This is a genomic window from Streptomyces sp. NPDC044719 (genome assembly GCF_056433405.1).
Genome location: NZ_JBWKHE010000003.1, coordinates 381,106 through 396,760 on the forward strand (window position 1 = coordinate 381,106; position 15,655 = coordinate 396,760).

The following is a 15,655-nucleotide window of genomic DNA, read 5'->3' on the forward strand; positions in this document are numbered from 1 at the left end:
TCCTACGCGGTGAGGTGGCGGTCCAGGTCGGCGACGACCTTCTCGGCCGCCATCACACCGAGACCGAGGTACCAGGTCTCGTCCGGGACGTCGTGGGCGTGCCCGGACTTGACCGCCTTCAGGTTCTTCCACAGCGGATTGCCCTGGGCCTTGGACTTGTCGGTGGCCTTGGGGTCGCCGTAGACGCCGGTGAAGATGTAGTCGGCGTCGGCCTGGTCGATGTTCTCGGCGCTGACCTCGGCGGCGAGATCGTTGATGTCCTGGTTCTTCGGCCGCGGGATGCCGGCGTCCTTCAAAATAGTGCCGATGAACGAGGCCTTGGCGTACAGGCGGATCACGCCGTCCGGCATGAAGCGGACCATGGAGACGGTCGGCTTCTTCGCGCCGAGCTTCTTGTCCAGGGCGTCGATCTTCTCGTCGTAGGCGGCGAGCTCGGCCTTGGCCTCGGCCGTCTTGTCCAGGGCGGCGGCGTTGAGGAGGTAGTTCTCCTTCCAGGTGAAGCCGGGGCGCAGGGAGAAGACGGTCGGGGCGATCTGCGACAGCTCGTCGTACTTGTCGGCGGCGCGCAGCTGGCTGCCGAGGATCAGGTCGGGCTTGAGCGCGGCGATGGCCTCGAGGTTGAGGTTGTTGATGGTGCCGATGTTCTCGGGCTTGCCCGCCTTGCTCTTCAGGTACGACGGGAGTTCGGGGGAGCCCTCGGTGGGGGCGAGGCCGACCGGCTTGATGCCGAGGGAGACGACGTTGTCGAGCTCGCCGACGTCGAGGACGACGACCCGCTTGGGCTGGGCCTTGATCTCGGTCTCGCCCATGGCGTGCTTGACGGCGCGGGGCCACTGCCCGGGCTTCGCGTCCGTACCCATGGCCGCGGTCTTCTTCGCGGCGTCCGTGAACTCCTTGCCGCCCTGGGCGACCGCCTTCTTGTCGCCGGCCCCGGCGGAGGCCTTCCCGGAGGGTTCCTCACCGGAGGAGCCGCCGCAGGCCGTCAGGGAGAGCGCGGCGGCGAGGGCGAGAGCGACAGCGGTGGCGCCGCGGCTTCTGACGGACATGGGGGGACTCCTGAACCTCGGTGGAACTTAGGCGAGCCTTACTTTAAGCGAACCCTGTGAGCCGGATGTATCCGGACTGTGTGGATCCGGTCACCTTTGGGCCCGGCTCCTGACGATCAGCCACATCAGATACGGCGCTCCGACGGCGGCCGTGAACACGCCGACCGGCAGCTCCAGCGGGGCGAACAGCCTGCGGGCCAGCAGGTCGGCGACCACGACGATCAGCGCGCCCGTGAGGGCCGAGCACACCGGCGGGATGTGCGGGGTGCGGGTGATCCGGCGCGCGATCTGCGGAGCGAGCAGCGCCACGAAGTCCACCGGCCCGGCCGCGGCGGTGGCCGCGGACGCGAGCACGACGCCGAGGGCGCTGAGCCCGAGCCGCACCCGGCCGAGCCGGATCCCGAGGGCGACGGCCGTGTCGTCGCCGAAGTCCGCGCCGCGCTGGGCCCGGGCCGCCCACACCAGGAAGGGCACGAGCAGCAGCAGGATCGTGGCGAGCGGCGCTGCCTGGTCGTAGCCGCGGCCGTTGAGGGAACCGGTCAGCCACACTTTCGCCTGCTGGGCGACCAGGTAGTCCCCCTTGGTCACGAACAGCCGGGTGAGGGAGGCCAGCGCCACGGAGATGCCGATGCCGATGAGCACGAAACGGTTGGCGTGCAGGCCGCCGCGCCAGGCCAGCAGATAGACCAGCAGCGCCGCGGCGAGCCCGCCGGCCACCGACACGTACGGCAGCACCGCGTACGAGGTGACGCCGTAGGTCATCGCGGCGACCGTGGCCGCGCCGGCCCCGTGCGTCACGCCGATGACGTCGGGGCTGGCGAGGGGATTGCGGGCGACGGTCTGGATCAGCCCGCCGGCCAGGCCGAACGCGGCGCCCACCAGCAGCCCGGTCACCAGCCGCGGCAGTCGCAGGGTGCCCACCACCAGCTCGTCCGGGCTGGGCAGCCCCAGCAGCACCCGGACGACCTCGCCCGGGGAGACGTACGACTGGCCCAGGCACAGCGAGGCGACCACGGCCACCGCCAGCAGCACGGCCAGCGCGACGGCCACCACGGCGGCCCTGCGGTGCAGCAGCACACTGAACCGTCCGGCGCGCAGCGCGGCGTACCCCGCGGGGCGGGCGGTCACGGGGGCTGGTGACTCCACGGTCCGCGTCATACGGCGGGCACCGCCTTCCGCCGCACCAGGACGACCAGGAACGGCACACCGGCCAGGGCGGTCATCACGGCCACCGGCACCTCCGAGGGGCGTACGACGATCCGGCCGAGGACGTCCGCGAGCAGCAGCATCACCGGCCCGAGCAGGGCGGCGAGCGGCAGCAGCCAGCGGTGCGCGGGGCCGGTCAGGGCACGGGCGATGTGCGGGACGGCGAGGCCGGTGAAGGCGATCGGGCCCGCGGCGGCGACCCCCGCACCGGTCAGCAGGGTCGCGGACAGGGCGCCGGTCGCGCGCAGCAGCGGCACGTTCCGGCCGAGGCCGCGCGCGACGTCGTCGCCGAGGGCGAGCGCGTCCAGGCCCCGGGCCAGGGCGAACGCCAGCAGCAGCCCGACGGCCAGGAAGGGCCAGACCTGCCCCGCGATCGACAGGTCCCGCCCGCTGACCGAGCCGACGTCCCAGAACCGGAACTCGTCCAGGGCGCGGGCGTCGGTCGTGACGATGCCGGAGACGACGGAGGCGAGGAAGGCGTTCATCGCCGCGCCCGCCAGCGCCAGCTTCACCGGCGAGGCGCCGCCGCGACCGCTGCCCGCGACGGCGTAGATGGCGACGGCCGCGAGTCCCGCGCCTGCGAAGGCGTACCAGACGTAGCCGGTGAGCGTGTGCACACCGAAGAAGGTGATGGCGCAGACGACGCCGACCGAGGCTCCCTGGCTGATGCCGAGGATGCCGGGTTCGGCGATGGGGTTGCGCGTGATGCCCTGCAGAACCGTTCCGGCAACGGCGAGCGCGGCGCCCACCAGCACGCCGATGACCGTCCGCGGCACCCGCAGGGATCGTACGACCTGCGCGTTCTCGCTCTGCCCGCCGTGCACCAGGGCGTCCCAGACGGCGCCCGGGGCGACCGGGCGGCTGCCGACGGCGAGGCTCAGCAGGACGGCGAGGAGCAACAGGAGCAGGGCTGCGGCCGTCCAGCCGATGCGCCGGCGAGTGACTGCTGACATGCACCTTCTCCAGGGAACCGCCTGGCGCGGGGTTCGGCCGAGGCGGCACCAGCGTAAGCGGTGTGGCGCGCTTGATCGACGAGCGTTCATATATATGAAGATCTGTCAACCCATTGACCCGGAAGTAAGCCCTCCGTAAAGTTCCCGCCTACGTGATTGCTGTTCACATACGCGCATGTCGGCAGGGGAGACAACGATGTCAGAAGCTGTGGCAGCCATACCCGAGGCCGAGCAGCGTGCGGTAGGCAAATTCCTGCGCCGCATGCTGCCGATCCTGGTCCTGATGCTGCTGGTCAACCAGATGGACCGGACGAACGTGGGCTTCGTCCAGGACGAGCTGCGGGCCGACGTCGGAGTGAGCGCCACGGCCTACGGGCTCGGAGCGGGCCTGTTCTTCATCGGGTACGCGCTGTTCGAGGTGCCGAGCAACATGTGGCTGGAGCGGTTCGGCGCCCGGGTCTGGCTGACCCGGATCATGATCACCTGGGGCGCTGTGATCGTGGCGATGTGCTTCATCCACAACGTGTGGATGTTCTACTCGCTGCGCTTCCTGCTCGGTGTCGCGGAGGCCGGCTTCTTCCCCGGTGTGCTCCTGTACTTCACCCAGTGGCTGCCGGACTCCAGCCGGGGCCGGGCCAGTGCGATCTTCCTGGGCGGCTCGGCGACGGCGTACATCGTGACCGGCCCGATCACGGGCGCGCTGCTGGAACTGCACGGTGCGGGCGGCATCGCCGGCTGGCGCTGGATGTTCGCCCTGGAGGGAGCCTTCTCCATCCTGGTCGGCTTCATCGCCGGGTTCTTCCTCGTCTCCCGGATCCAGGACGCCAAGTGGCTCACGCAGGAGGAGAAGGACGCGCTGAGCGAGGCGGTGGCCCGGGACAGGGAGGCGCGGGACCGTGCCCCGTCCGTGTCGCGGATGAAGCTGATCTTCCACCCGCAGGTGGCGGTCCTGACGGCGGTCTTCTTCGCGATGGCGCTCACCGGCTACGCGATCACGTTCTGGCTGCCGAGTCTGGTGGAGGAGATCGGCGGACTGTCGCCCTTCCAGATCGGGCTGCTGTCGGCGATCCCGTGGATCTGCGCCGTCATCGCGATGTACACGATGAGCCACTTCACGGACCGGGCGCCGGACCGCCGTCCCTTCCTGGCGATCGCGCTGGTGCTCTCGGCCACCGGCACCTTCCTCGCCACGCTCGGCTCCCCCTGGTTCGGCCTCGTCGCCCTCACGCTGGCTGCGGTGGGCGGCAAGTGCGCGGCGACCCTGTTCTGGCCGATGGCCCAGTCGGGTCTCGACCTGAAGATCGCGGCACCGGGGCTGGCCCTGGTCAACTCCCTCGGGAACCTCGGGGGTTTCGTGTCGCCGACGCTGTTCGGATACCTCAAGGACACGACGGGGAGTACGAACGGGGGGCTGTACACGCTGTCGGCGGCGTCGATTCTGGCGGTGGTGGGGGTGGCGTTCGTTCGGCATACGAACCGGGGGTCCCAGACGGGCTCGGGCGGTCGTGCGGGGGTGAAGGGGGAGGCGGCAGTGAGCTGAGTGCAGAGACGTGGAGGCGCCCGGGTGTGGGTACCCCGGGCGTCCCTTGCGTTGTCCTGTCCGTCAGGCCGCGTCGTCGGCGAACAGGTCCTCCGCTGTGCCGGCCGTCAGGGAGCGGTCGAACCAGAGAGTGAGGGTGTCGAGGTCGGTGCAGGTGGTGATGCGGTGGCGGGTGGCTTCGGAGACGGGGACGGTGCGTTTGTCCAGCACCTGGAGGATGGCTTCGGCTTTGCCTTCCGCCCTACCTTCGGCCTTGCCCTCGGCTTTGCCTTCCGCCTTGCCCTCCAGGAACGTCTCCTCGAAGAGCGTTCCCCTGCCCGGGAAGTAAGTGGCGACCATCTTCTCCAGCTCTCTCCAGGTGTCCCGGACCGGAGTGTCCTCCAGCCCGACTTCAAGCCATTCGCACCAGTATTTCGCTGTTGCCTTGTCGAGCGTCCGCATGCCGCGGGCCACCATGCCGAGTATGGCGGGGGCATTCCGGCTTCCGCTATGCACGATGGCCGAAAGCGTGGCCAGGGCCGGTTGCCGGGCGACAGCGGACTCGTCGGTGATCTCCGGTACGTTGTCGGGTCCCAGCACGAAAGGGCGGGTGCTCTGGGTCGTCCATGTGCCGACACGGCACTCGAAGGGGCCGGCCGCCCAAGTCGCGGTCGGCCGGTGCTTGCAGACAGCGACCAGTAGTACGGGCATGCCGAATTTCGCGTGCAGGTATGCCACGTAGTAGGCCCAGCTGGTCCCCTTGCCGGGGACCCGGGAGGTCTGGGCCTCGATCGCGATGAGGAAGCCGTCCCCCTCGGACGGCTCGACCTTGAGCACCGTGTCCACACGGCGCTCAAGCGGCTTGATCTCGGTTGCGTCGGGCGTGAGCGCCTCGACGATCGCCTTCGCGGGCGCCGGTAGTCCTAACGCCTCGAAGACTGGGGTGAGAACCTCCGGATGGTCCTGGAAAATCCGGTGGGAGGTCTCATGGGTTGATGTGACCATGGGCGCAAGCTAGATCGACGAGATCAGTGGATCCCGCGAAACGGACTGCGTTCACTCTTTCGAGAGTCGCAAAAACGTTCATGGGCTGGGTGGGCGGTGGAGAAGGTAGCCGGAAACGGGGCCGAGTGATTCGTCCTCCAAGTGGATGCTGTCCGACCAGTCGCGCTGTTCGACGGGTGCCAGCAGGGACTCGACCGTGCAGGACCACGCCTCGCACAGGGAGCGGATGAAGAGGCCGTACAGGTCGCCTGAATTGCGCCACCACTGTTTCTGCCAGGTAGGTGTGGTGTGGTCGCGGGCGAACTCGTACGCGGGGTCCCGGTTGGCGGCGGCCGGGAAGACCTGTGACAGAGGTGGGGTGGAGACGAGCTGGTAGATGAAGATCCAGTTGTCGGGGACCTGAACCCGCTTTCCGGAGAGGTGGTGGTAGAGCTCCGGCGGACGGGTCCGCCAGGTGACGGGCCAGCCGAAGGCGAGGAAGATCTCGCTGCGCCCGGCGGCCCACTCGGGCACGTCGGCCAGGCGCAGCACGCCCTGTGCCGTCAGCGCGAAGGCTATGTCGTCGGCCAGCGGGTTGAAGGCGTTGTGCAGCGTGTAGGCCAGTTCCAGCTGGAGTGGGTCCCCGAAGTGACCGGTGTCGCGCAGCCGTTGTTCCTGGGTACGCATCCACTGCCGCACCTGGTCCTTGGTGGCGATCAGCGCGGCCTTGTCCCGTGAGGCCCGGCTGGGCTGTCCGGCGAGGTAGCCGGCGAAGGAGACCGAGGTGTCGGCGAGAAAGCCGTTGACTGTGACGGTGCCCCAGAAGTCGCGTCGGCCCTGGAAGTGCATGTTGTTCCAGAGCATGGCGAGCCCGATGCGCCGTCCCTTGTCGTTCAGCAGCTCGGTGGCCCTGCTGACGAAATCGTCGCGCATCTGGAGGCGCAGCTTCTCCTCTCCGGTGCGCCACCTCAGAGCCTGGGGCGGGTAAAGGCGGTCGAATACCTCGTCAGCTGACCCGGTAGCCAGGGAGAACGGCGCGAGGATCTCGGGTTCGGCCGCCCCGGGCTCCCATGTGTGCACGGGCACCGCGTTCTCCAGGACCAGGCGCTGGGCGAGCTGGGCGAGCCGTTCGTCGTCGGTGCGGCTGAACAGGCCCTGGAGCTCGTAGGGGCTCTTCCTGAGCCGCACGCGCACGGTCGTGCCCTCCGGTACCCAGCCCTGTCCGGTGAAGGGCGTGAGCAGGGGGCGGCTGGAGGGTCCGTCGAAGGTGAGGCGTCGAGCGTCCGTGAGCGAGGCGTCGTAGCGGCGGGTGATCAGTTCCACCTGATCGCCGAGGAGGAAGACGGAGAAGAATCCGATGCCGAAGCGGCCGCTGGGCTGGAAGCCTCCGTCGGCCAGCCCCGGGAGCCGGTTGCGCAGGCTGGTGGAGCTCCAGCCGCTGGTGCCGAAGTCGAGCAGCCCATGGACCAGCGTCTCCTCGTCCATGCCGGTGCCGTTGTCACGGACCTCCAGGTACCAGGAACCGTCGGTCCCGGTCAGACGGATCTCCACGCGTCCGCCCGGGAAGCCGGGCTGCAGTGTCTGGCGGGCCAGCACCGCGTCCTGCGCGTTCTGGATCAGCTCCCGGACCGCGACCTCGGGCACGTCACCGTACAGCTGCTGCCCGCCCAGCGTGCCGACCAGGGCCGGGACGTCGGAGACCTTGACGGTCGCATCGATGGGGCGCCAGCTCTGTACGCGGAAGAGTTCCGCGAAGCGCTCCGGGGAGTCCACGCCGGCGACCGCCCGCGCCGCGAGCCTGTTCCGGCCGAGGTCATGCAGGAGGGCATCGACGGCCTTCAGCTCGCGGTCGATGCCGCGCAGGTACTCCAGGGCCAGCCACCAGGAGGTGGCGTCCTGCGGGGGAAAGGGGCGCAGCGAGCTGTAGGTGACCCGGTCGCCGTTCCGGTAGGGCCGGGCGATGTGCTCCTGAAACCGCCAGTGCTCTCGGGAGAGGCCCTGCGGCCTGCGCAGCGAGAACAGGAAGCCAGGAGCACGCCTGCTGTCGACCTGCGTCGCGTCGGCGAGTCGCAGGACGCAGGCCAGCTTGAGCGAGTCGATGGTCCACTCGCTGGGTTGCCAGGGCAGGGAACCGATCGTGTGGGGGAACTCCCGAGCGAGCCGGTCCACGGGCCACCAGTGGCTGGCCGCCAACTCGCCGACCAGCGGGCCGTACACCTCTCGCAACTGCACACCCTCGATGAGGAAGATCTCATTGCCCGTACTGGACCGCCAGGGCTGGTCCACCAGCCGCTTGGCCTGCTCCGCGTGTGTGTCGCGGATCGCCGTAGCCAGGCAGGCGTCCGCGATCTCGGGGGGCGGAGCGTCCAGCTCCTCGCGGTCGGGCCAGCAGCCCTCCCGGTGGTAGTAGGCCACCGAGACGAGATCGCGCCACCGCTTCTCACCGAGCGCCTCGGGCACGGTCGTCCCGTACGCGGCTGCCCCCATCGCCGCATCGTGCAGCACGAAGGCGCAGCCCAGCACATACGCCTCGGCGGGATTCAGTGTCACTTCGGTACCGCAGACCAGGTCGGCCGTCTCCCACAGTGCGTCCACGTGGCTGATGTCGTGCACCGTGAAGTCCGGCATGCTGCGCGCGTTCTCCTCCAGGAGGACGGCGGCCTTCTTTCGCAGCTCCGCGTACGACGTGCGCAGTCGTTCGCGCTGATCGGCGTGGGCGTCGGGGCCCGGGCGCCCGGCGAGGGCGCTCTGCCACAGAGACGTGCTGGTGTAGTCGTGCTCGGGCACCGGGAGTGATCACCTCATAGCGGGCAGGAGGAACAGCGCGGCGAGCACCCACATGGTGATCACCGATACGAGAATGAAGAGCAGCACATACGTCTCGTACCAGCGCAGGAAGTTGCCGGGACGAGGGCGCTTGCGAAACCCGGGCCCGACGACCTCGTCGGTGATTTCGCACTCCTCGTTGCGGTAGTCGAGCCAGGCGAGCGCGCCCACCACGATGAGTGTGCCGGTGAACGCGGCGACCATCGTGACCAGCGTCAGCAGGCCGATGACGCCGCCGCGAGCGGTGGCCGGCGCCAGGTCCCACTTGCGATATCCGACGAAGAGGGCGAGCGCCGCGGTGACGAGTGCGGTGGCGAGCGTCTGGTAGATAGCGAGGAACCGGTGGGCGTTCTCGTTCACGGCATGGATCTGCTGCAGGACGTACCGGTAGCGCTCCAGCGCAAAATCATTGCGGACAGTGATCGCTTCCGGCCGTGTTTCCCCTGGTTCCGCCATCGCCCCCACCCGTCTGACCCGTTGTCAGCGAAGGTATACCCAAGGCCCGTTCGTCCACCCAGTGTGATGGGCGATCAGAGGGTGGGGCCAGTGGTCGGCTGACGTTGCGCCTCTAGCGTGCGACGAACTGGGTCAGGATCGCCTGGACCTCGTAGATGTCGACGCCCTTGGTGAAGGTCTTCTGGATCGGGAGCTGGGAGCCGGAGAGCCAGATTTTCAGTTCGGCGTCGAGGTCGAAGGTGCCGGCCGTTTCGACCGCGAAGTGGCTGATGCTGCGGTAGGGGACGGAGTGGTACTCGACCTTCTTGCCGGTGATGCCCTGCTTGTCGATCAGGATCAGGCGGCGGTCGGTGAAGAGGATGGTGTCGCGGATCAGCAGGAACGCGGCGTGGACCTGTTCGCCGTGGCCGAGGAGGCGGGCGTAGTCCTGCTGGGCCGATGCCGGGTCTACGGTGTGCGCGTTGCCGAAGAGTGCCATGAAAACCCCCGTGGTGAGTGGCGGCGGCCGGGTGGCCGTCCTCGTGCGATCTTCGCAAAGCGCGGGGCCCGGGAGAAGGTTCTCGTTCTCCCGGGCCCCGCGCTGTAGCGAGCGTGTTACGCCCGTTACACCTTGGCCTACTCGCTCTCGCCGCCGAAGCGTTCCTTGTACGACTCCAGGTCCTCGTCCGTGAGCTTGGCGAACAGGACCGGCGGGATGGTGAACGGTGTTCCGGCGGGGACCGAGGCCAGGGACTTGGCCTCTTCCCCGCTGACCCAGGTCGCGGTGTCGTTCTCCAGGGAGAACGCCTCGCGCATCGTCTTCGCCGACGTCGGGATGAACGGCTCGGAGACCACGGCGTAGAGGTGGATCAGATTCATCGCCGTACGGAGGGTGAGCGCGGCGCCCTCCGGGTTGGTCTTGATCTCCAGCCAGGGAGCCTTCTCCTCCAGGTAGGAGTTGCCCGCCGACCACAGGGCGCGCAGCGCGGCCGCGGCCTTGCGGAACTGGATGGCCTCCATCTGCGACTCGTACTCGGCGAGCAGGCGGGCGATCTCCTCGCCCAGCTTCGTCTCCGCCTCGCCGGGCTCGGCGCCTGCCGGGACCTCCTCGCCGAAGCGCTTCTTGGAGAAGGACAGAACGCGGTTGACGAAGTTGCCGAGGGTGTCGGCCAGGTCCTTGTTCACGGTGGCCGTGAAGTGCTCCCAGGTGAAGGACGAGTCGTCCGACTCCGGGGCGTTGGCCATCATGAAGTAGCGCCAGTAGTCGGCGGGCAGGATTTCGAGGGCGTCGTGTGTGAAGACGCCTCGGCGCTGCGACGTCGAGAACTTGCCGCCGTAGTAGTTCAGCCAGTTGAAGGCCTTGATGACGTCGACCTTCTTCCACGGGGCGCGGGTGCCCAGGAGGGTCGCCGGGAACATCACGCTGTGGAAGGGGACGTTGTCCTTGCCCATGAACTGCGTGTAGTGGACGTCCGCGTCCGACTCCCACCACCAGGAGCGCCAGTCACGGTTCTCCGGGTCCTGGTCCGCCCACTCCTTCGTCGAGCCGATGTACTCGATCGGGGCGTCGAACCAGACGTAGAAGACCTTGCCCTCGGCGGCCAGGTCCGGCCAGGTGTCGGCCGGAACGGGGACGCCCCAGTCCAGGTCGCGGGTGATCGCACGGTCGTGCAGGCCCTCGGTGAGCCACTTGCGGGCGATGGAGGAGGCGAGGACGGGCCAGTTGTCGGCGCGCTCGTCGACCCATGCCTCCACCTCGCCGGCCAGGACCGACTGGAGGAGGAACAGGTGCTTGGTCTCGCGGACCTCCAGGTCGCTGCTGCCGCTGATCGCCGAGCGCGCGTCGATCAGGTCCGTCGGGTCCAGGACGCGCGTGCAGTTCTCGCACTGGTCGCCGCGGGCCTTGTCGTAGCCGCAGTGGGGGCAGGTGCCGATGATGTAGCGGTCGGGGAGGAAGCGGCCGTCGGTGATCGAGTACACCTGGCGGATCGCCCGCTCCTCGATGAAGCCGTTCGCCTTCAGCTCGCGGGCGATCTCTTGGGTGATCTCGTGGTTCTGCGGGGAGGAGCTGCGGCCGAAGTAGTCGAAGGCCAAGCCGAAGCCGTCGTAGATCGCCCTCTGCTGGTCGTGGGCCTGGGCGCAGAACTCGTCGACCGGGATGCCCTGCTCCTTGGCGGCCAGTTCGGCGGGGGTGCCGTGCTCGTCCGTGGCGCAGATGTAGAGGACCTCGTGGCCGCGCTGGCGGAGGTACCGGGAGTACACGTCCGCCGGGAGCATGGACCCCACCATGTTGCCCAGGTGCTTGATCCCGTTGATGTACGGAAGGGCGCTGGTGATGAGGTGTCGAGCCATCGCGGGCTGCTCCCAAGTCGCTACGTGGGGTGACGATCTCGTGGTCTCGGTCGTCTACGGAACCTTGAAATCGTAGCTGACATGGGTACGCCGCCCGCCTCCCCTTTTGCGGGGTGGGAAGCGGGCGGCGTGGGAGGTGCCGGGGGTTACGGGCGCCAGTTCGCCAGTACGCCCTCGTAGAGCTCCTTGTCCGTGAGCTCGCGGGGGGTTTCGCCGGCGAGGAAGTGGGACGTGTTGGGGGTCTTGAGCTTGCGGAGGTAGTCGAAGGCCTTGTTCTCCGGGTCTCCGAAGGCGACGAAGGAGAAGAAGACGCTGGGGTGGGACTTGGCCGCGTCGGTGAGGGCCTGGGTGGCGGGGGTCTTGGCGTCGGGGGCGCCGTCCGTCTGGAAGATCACCAGGGCGGGGGTGCCGGGTGCCGCTTCCTTGCCGTGGTGGGCGAGGACTGCTTCGACCGCGGCGTGGTAGCTGGTGCGGCCCATGCGGCCGAGGCTCGCGTGCAGGGTGTCGATCTTGTTCTCGTGGTCGGTGAGGGTGATCTCGCCGGTTCCGTCGAGTTCGGTGGAGAAGAAGACGACCTGGACCGTGGCCTCGGGGTCGAGGTGGGCGGCGAGGGCGAGGGTCTGCTCGGCGAGGGCCTGGGCGGAGCCGTCCTTGTAGTACGGGCGCATGGAGGCGGAACGGTCGAGGACGAGGTAGACCTTGGCTCGGGTGCCGGTGAGGTTGTGCTGCTTGAGGGTGGTGGTGGCGGCCTTGTAGGCGGTGGCCAGGCTGGGGGCGCGGGTCTTCAGCTGGGTGAGGGTGAGGGCGGGCTTGGGGGCGTCGGCCTCTTCCGTCTCGGCCTCGGCCTCGGCTTCGCCTTCGGCCGTGTCGTTCCCACCCGCACCACCCGTGCCGCCTTCGTTGTCGGGTGCGGGTGGCCCCTGTGGGGCGGATTCGCCGTCGGCGGGTGCGGGTGCGTCGGCCTCCGGCTGCGCGGGCGCCTCCGCTGCCGCCTTCGGCTCCGCTGCCGCCTTCGGCTCCGCTTCCGGCTCCGGCTTCAGTTCCGGCTCCGGCTGTGCCGCGGCGGGCTCGGGCTTGTCCTCCGTCTTCGCGTCGGACACCGCCTCGGGCTCGGCGGCTGCCTCGGTGTCAGTGGCGGCCTCGGGCTCGGCCTCGGCCGCTTCGCTCGCCTCCGGCTTCGCCTCTTCCGGAGCTGTCTCGGGCTCGACAGCCGGCGGCGTCTCGGCAGCGGCCGGCGCAGCGGCTTCCGCCTCATCAGCAGCAGCCGCCTCTTCCACAACGACCGGCTTCTCGGCGATCTCGGGCTCCGCCGCAACCGCCGGTTCCTCGACGACCGTCGCCTTCTCCTCGGCCTCCGCAACGACCGGCTTCTCGGCGGCCTCGGGCTTCTCGGCGGCCTCGGGCTCCTTCGCGGCCTCGGGCTCCTTCGCGGCCTCGGGCTCCGCCGCAACCGCCGGTTCCTCGGCGATCTCGGGCTCCGCCGCAACCGCCGGTTTCTCGACGACCGTCGGCTCCTCGGCCACCGTCGGTTCCACGACCCCAGCCTTCTCCGCGACCGTCGGCTCCTCGGCAACCGCCGTCGGTTCCTCGGCGACCGGCGACTCCGCCCCGTCCGTCTCCGAAGAACGCGTCGGACGAGGCACCGCCGCCACGTTGTCGAAGGCCGCGGAGACCAGGTCGTGCTCGTTGGGGGAGGACGTGCGGGGCTCGGGGACGCTTGCGGTGGGGGAGGGGGTGTGGCGTTCTCCGGAGGCGGTGGGGGGCTCTTGGGCGGGGACCTGGACCTGGGGGGTCGAGGGGGCGTCCGACGGCGTTGCCGTCGGTTCCTCCGTGGTCGTGGCCGGCCGCGCCGCACCCTCCGCCTCGGCGGTCCGTGACTTGCGTGACCGTCCGAACGCGTTCCGCAAGAGAGTGAGAATGCCCATGTGCGCGCAACCCTTCGCGTGAGTTGAAGCCCGTCAATCCCTGGCCAGGACGGACACGTAAGGTTAGCGGCCCTCCCGTGTGATCTTGGGCAGGGTCGGGTGTGCGAGGCCCCCTCTGTCAAGGGGGACATCCGGCCTGCCGACATGACGTCCTGCTGAATCGCCGCAACTGCCGTACGGCTGCCGCAGGTTCACCCGCTGTTCATCCTGGCGCCCGGCTCCCGCACGTATGTGCTCCTACGGTCACGCTGACACCAAGGGCATCCAAGGAGAGAGCAAAGTGCGAAAGCTGCTGCCGTTGATCGGAACGCCGTCCGATTCGCACCCTGGCGGCCGGTCCGCCATGACCTGTCGTTTCCGGTGTGGTGACGCCTGCTTCCACGAGGTGCCCAACACCAGCTCCAACGAGTACGTCGGTGATGTGATCGCCGGTGCGATCGGCCGCCGGTCGATGATGCGGGCCGCGGCCGTGGTGACCGTGGCCGCCGCGGGTGCGGGGGCCGTGGGCGTCGGGCAGGCGCAGCCTGCCGGTGCCGCACCGGCCCAGGCACCGGCATCGGCATCCGCAGCGGACGCCGCCGCTGCCGCCCGGCGTAAACACAAGGGCGCGCGCGGGCTGCGCTTCGCGCCCGTCGCGCCCAACACCACCGACGCCGTGACCGTGCCGGAGGGCTACGGGCAGAACGTCGTGATCCGCTGGGGCGAGCCCATCCTGCGTGGGGCGCCCGCCTTCGACCCGGAGAAGCAGACCGCCAAGGCCCAGGCCGGTCAGTTCGGGTACAACTGCGACTTTCTCGCCCTGCTGCCGCTGCCCGGGGAGCGGAACCGGCAGCTTCTCGTCGCCAATCATGAGTACACGGACGAGGTGCTCATGTTCCGCGGGTACGACGCCGCCAACCCCACCCGTGAGCAGGCCGAGATCGCCTGGGCCGCGCACGGGCTGTCCGCCGTGGTCGTGGAGGGGGACCGCAAGACGGGCAAGCTGACCGCCGTCTCCCGGCATCAGCTCAACCGTCGTGTCACCGTCACCACCGAGTTCCGGCTGACCGGGCCCGTCGCCGGGTCGGAGCTCGTGCGGACCTCCGCGGACCCGGCCGGCACCAAGGTGTTCGGCACCCTCAACAACTGCTCGGGCGGTGTCACCCCGTGGGGCACGACCCTGCACGGCGAGGAGAACTTCAACCAGTACTTCGCCAACGCCGGCCGGGCCACCGACAAGCGGTACGGCATCGGGACCGGGGCCAGCGAGCGGAAGTGGGAGCGGTTCGACAAGCGGTTCGACGTCGCCCAGGAGCCGAACGAGGTGCACCGGTTCGGGTATGTCGTCGAGTTCGACCCGTACGACCCGGAGTCGACGCCCCGCAAGCACACCGCGCTCGGTCGGTTCAAGCACGAGGCCGCGACCGTGCGGCTCACGCAGGACGGCCGGCCCGTCGTCTACACCGGTGACGACGAGCGGTTCGACTACTTCTACAAGTTCGTCGGCAGCAAGCGGATGAGGCACGGGACCTCCCGGGCTGTCCGTGAGCACAACCTCTCGCTGCTCGACGAGGGGACGCTGTACGTCGCCAAGCTCACCGGTGACTCCCCCGCCATCGAGATCGACGGCACGGGCAAGCTGCCCGGCGACGGTGAGTTCGACGGGAGCGGGCAGTGGATTCCGCTGGCCACCGCCACCGCGAAGGGTGCCGTCTCGCACGTCGACGGGATGACCGCGGAGGAGGTGTTCGTCTTCACCCGGCTCGCCGGTGACAAGGTGGGCGCCACCAAGATGGACCGGCCCGAGGACATCGAGCCCAACCCGGTGACCGGCAAGGTGTACGTCGCCCTGACGAACAACACCAACCGCGGTGTCGGCTCCAACGCCAAGGCGGACGAGGCCAACCCGCGCCACGCCAACAAGCACGGGCACGTGCTGGAGCTCACCGAGCGCTGGAACCGGCCGGAGAGCACGAAGTTCGCCTGGTCGCTGTTCCTGGTCGCCGGTGACCCGGACGACCCGGCGACGTACTTCGCCGGGTTCCCGAAGGACGGCGTCAGCCCCATCTCCTGCCCGGACAACGTCGCCTTCGACCCCTACGGCAACCTGTGGCTCTCCACCGACGGCGCCCAGCTCGGCTCGCACGACGGCCTGTTCGGTGTGGCGACCCGGGGCGAGCGGCGCGGTGAGCTCAAGCAGTTCCTGACCGTGCCGAAGGGCGCCGAGACCTGCGGGCCGATCATCCAGGACCGGCGCGTCCTCGTCGCCGTGCAGCACCCGGGCGAGATCGACGGCGCGACCGTGGAGAAGCCGGCCAGCACCTGGCCCGACGGGCCCGGGAAGCACGTCCGGCCGGCGGTCGTGGCCGTGTGGCGCGCGGACGGCTGCGACATCGGCGTCTGAGCCGCCGTACGTCGAGAGGGTCAGGG

Annotated in this window: 11 protein-coding genes; 2 read left to right on the forward strand and 9 right to left on the reverse strand. The window is 69.4% G+C overall.

Translation table 11 applies throughout. The annotated features are described in order from the left end of the window. Nucleotides 1-2 precede the first annotated feature (2 nt). From AC07DF_RS13265 to AC07DF_RS13275, 3 genes are all read right to left on the reverse strand, one after another. Complete coding sequence (locus AC07DF_RS13265) at nt 3-1,046, reverse strand: ABC transporter substrate-binding protein (protein ID WP_478970063.1); 1,044 nt, start codon at nt 1,044-1,046, stop codon at nt 3-5. A 90-nt stretch (nt 1,047-1,136) separates the two neighbouring features. Beyond that, a complete protein-coding gene (locus AC07DF_RS13270) occupies nt 1,137-2,204 on the reverse strand; it encodes a FecCD family ABC transporter permease (protein ID WP_478970065.1) in 1,068 nt (355 codons plus the stop codon). Continuing rightward, nucleotides 2,201-3,205, reverse strand: a complete 1,005-nt coding sequence (locus AC07DF_RS13275) for a FecCD family ABC transporter permease (protein ID WP_354737564.1) — start codon at nt 3,203-3,205, stop codon at nt 2,201-2,203. Before AC07DF_RS13275 ends, AC07DF_RS13270 begins: the two co-directional genes overlap by 4 nt. 196 nt (nt 3,206-3,401) lie before the next feature. On the opposite strand from AC07DF_RS13275, the gene AC07DF_RS13280 reads away from it, so the two are divergent. Next, complete coding sequence (locus AC07DF_RS13280; RefSeq protein WP_478970067.1) at nt 3,402-4,745, forward strand: MFS transporter; 1,344 nt, start codon at nt 3,402-3,404, stop codon at nt 4,743-4,745. A gap of 63 nt (nt 4,746-4,808) precedes the next feature. Here the strand turns inward: AC07DF_RS13280 and AC07DF_RS13285 are convergent, their stop codons facing one another. From AC07DF_RS13285 to AC07DF_RS13310, 6 genes are all read right to left on the reverse strand, one after another. Then, on the reverse strand, nt 4,809-5,729 hold the full coding sequence (locus AC07DF_RS13285; RefSeq protein ID WP_478970069.1) for an RpnC/YadD family protein: 921 nt from the start codon (nt 5,727-5,729) through the stop codon (nt 4,809-4,811). Nucleotides 5,730-5,807: 78 nt separating this feature from the next. Continuing rightward, a complete protein-coding gene (locus AC07DF_RS13290; protein WP_478970071.1) occupies nt 5,808-8,495 on the reverse strand; it encodes an HD domain-containing protein in 2,688 nt (895 codons plus the stop codon). A 9-nt stretch (nt 8,496-8,504) separates the two neighbouring features. After that, nucleotides 8,505-8,990, reverse strand: coding sequence for a hypothetical protein (locus AC07DF_RS13295; RefSeq protein WP_478970073.1), 486 nt, complete (start codon nt 8,988-8,990; stop codon nt 8,505-8,507). Nucleotides 8,991-9,102: 112 nt separating this feature from the next. Continuing rightward, on the reverse strand, nt 9,103-9,468 hold the full coding sequence (locus AC07DF_RS13300) for a PH domain-containing protein (RefSeq protein WP_478970074.1): 366 nt from the start codon (nt 9,466-9,468) through the stop codon (nt 9,103-9,105). 137 nt (nt 9,469-9,605) lie between these two features. Then, nucleotides 9,606-11,321 carry a methionine--tRNA ligase gene (gene metG / locus AC07DF_RS13305; RefSeq protein WP_478970075.1) on the reverse strand — a complete coding sequence of 572 codons (1,716 nt, stop codon included), beginning with the start codon at nt 11,319-11,321 and terminating at the stop codon, nt 9,606-9,608. A 146-nt stretch (nt 11,322-11,467) separates the two neighbouring features. Further along, the gene (locus AC07DF_RS13310; protein WP_478970076.1) at nt 11,468-13,246 is read right to left on the reverse strand and encodes a VWA domain-containing protein; all 1,779 of its coding nucleotides are present in this window, start codon (nt 13,244-13,246) and stop codon (nt 11,468-11,470) included. Between the two features lie 280 nt (nt 13,247-13,526). Between AC07DF_RS13310 and AC07DF_RS13315 the strand changes: the two genes are divergently transcribed. Beyond that, complete coding sequence (locus AC07DF_RS13315; protein ID WP_478970078.1) at nt 13,527-15,629, forward strand: PhoX family protein; 2,103 nt, start codon at nt 13,527-13,529, stop codon at nt 15,627-15,629. Nucleotides 15,630-15,655: the final 26 nt, after the last annotated feature.

What these genes read in the sequence shown, in the direction of transcription:
- AC07DF_RS13265 (WP_478970063.1), bottom strand. Translation starts at nt 1,046, where the DNA reads ATGTCCGTCAGAAGCCGCGGCGCCACCGCTGTCGCTCTCGCCCTCGCC.
- AC07DF_RS13270 (WP_478970065.1), bottom strand. Translation starts at nt 2,204, where the DNA reads ATGACGCGGACCGTGGAGTCACCAGCCCCCGTGACCGCCCGCCCCGCG.
- AC07DF_RS13275 (WP_354737564.1), bottom strand. Translation starts at nt 3,205, where the DNA reads ATGTCAGCAGTCACTCGCCGGCGCATCGGCTGGACGGCCGCAGCCCTG.
- AC07DF_RS13280 (WP_478970067.1), top strand. Translation starts at nt 3,402, where the DNA reads ATGTCAGAAGCTGTGGCAGCCATACCCGAGGCCGAGCAGCGTGCGGTA.
- AC07DF_RS13285 (WP_478970069.1), bottom strand. Translation starts at nt 5,729, where the DNA reads ATGGTCACATCAACCCATGAGACCTCCCACCGGATTTTCCAGGACCAT.
- AC07DF_RS13295 (WP_478970073.1), bottom strand. Translation starts at nt 8,990, where the DNA reads ATGGCGGAACCAGGGGAAACACGGCCGGAAGCGATCACTGTCCGCAAT.
- AC07DF_RS13300 (WP_478970074.1), bottom strand. Translation starts at nt 9,468, where the DNA reads ATGGCACTCTTCGGCAACGCGCACACCGTAGACCCGGCATCGGCCCAG.
- metG (WP_478970075.1), bottom strand. Translation starts at nt 11,321, where the DNA reads ATGGCTCGACACCTCATCACCAGCGCCCTTCCGTACATCAACGGGATC.
- AC07DF_RS13310 (WP_478970076.1), bottom strand. Translation starts at nt 13,246, where the DNA reads ATGGGCATTCTCACTCTCTTGCGGAACGCGTTCGGACGGTCACGCAAG.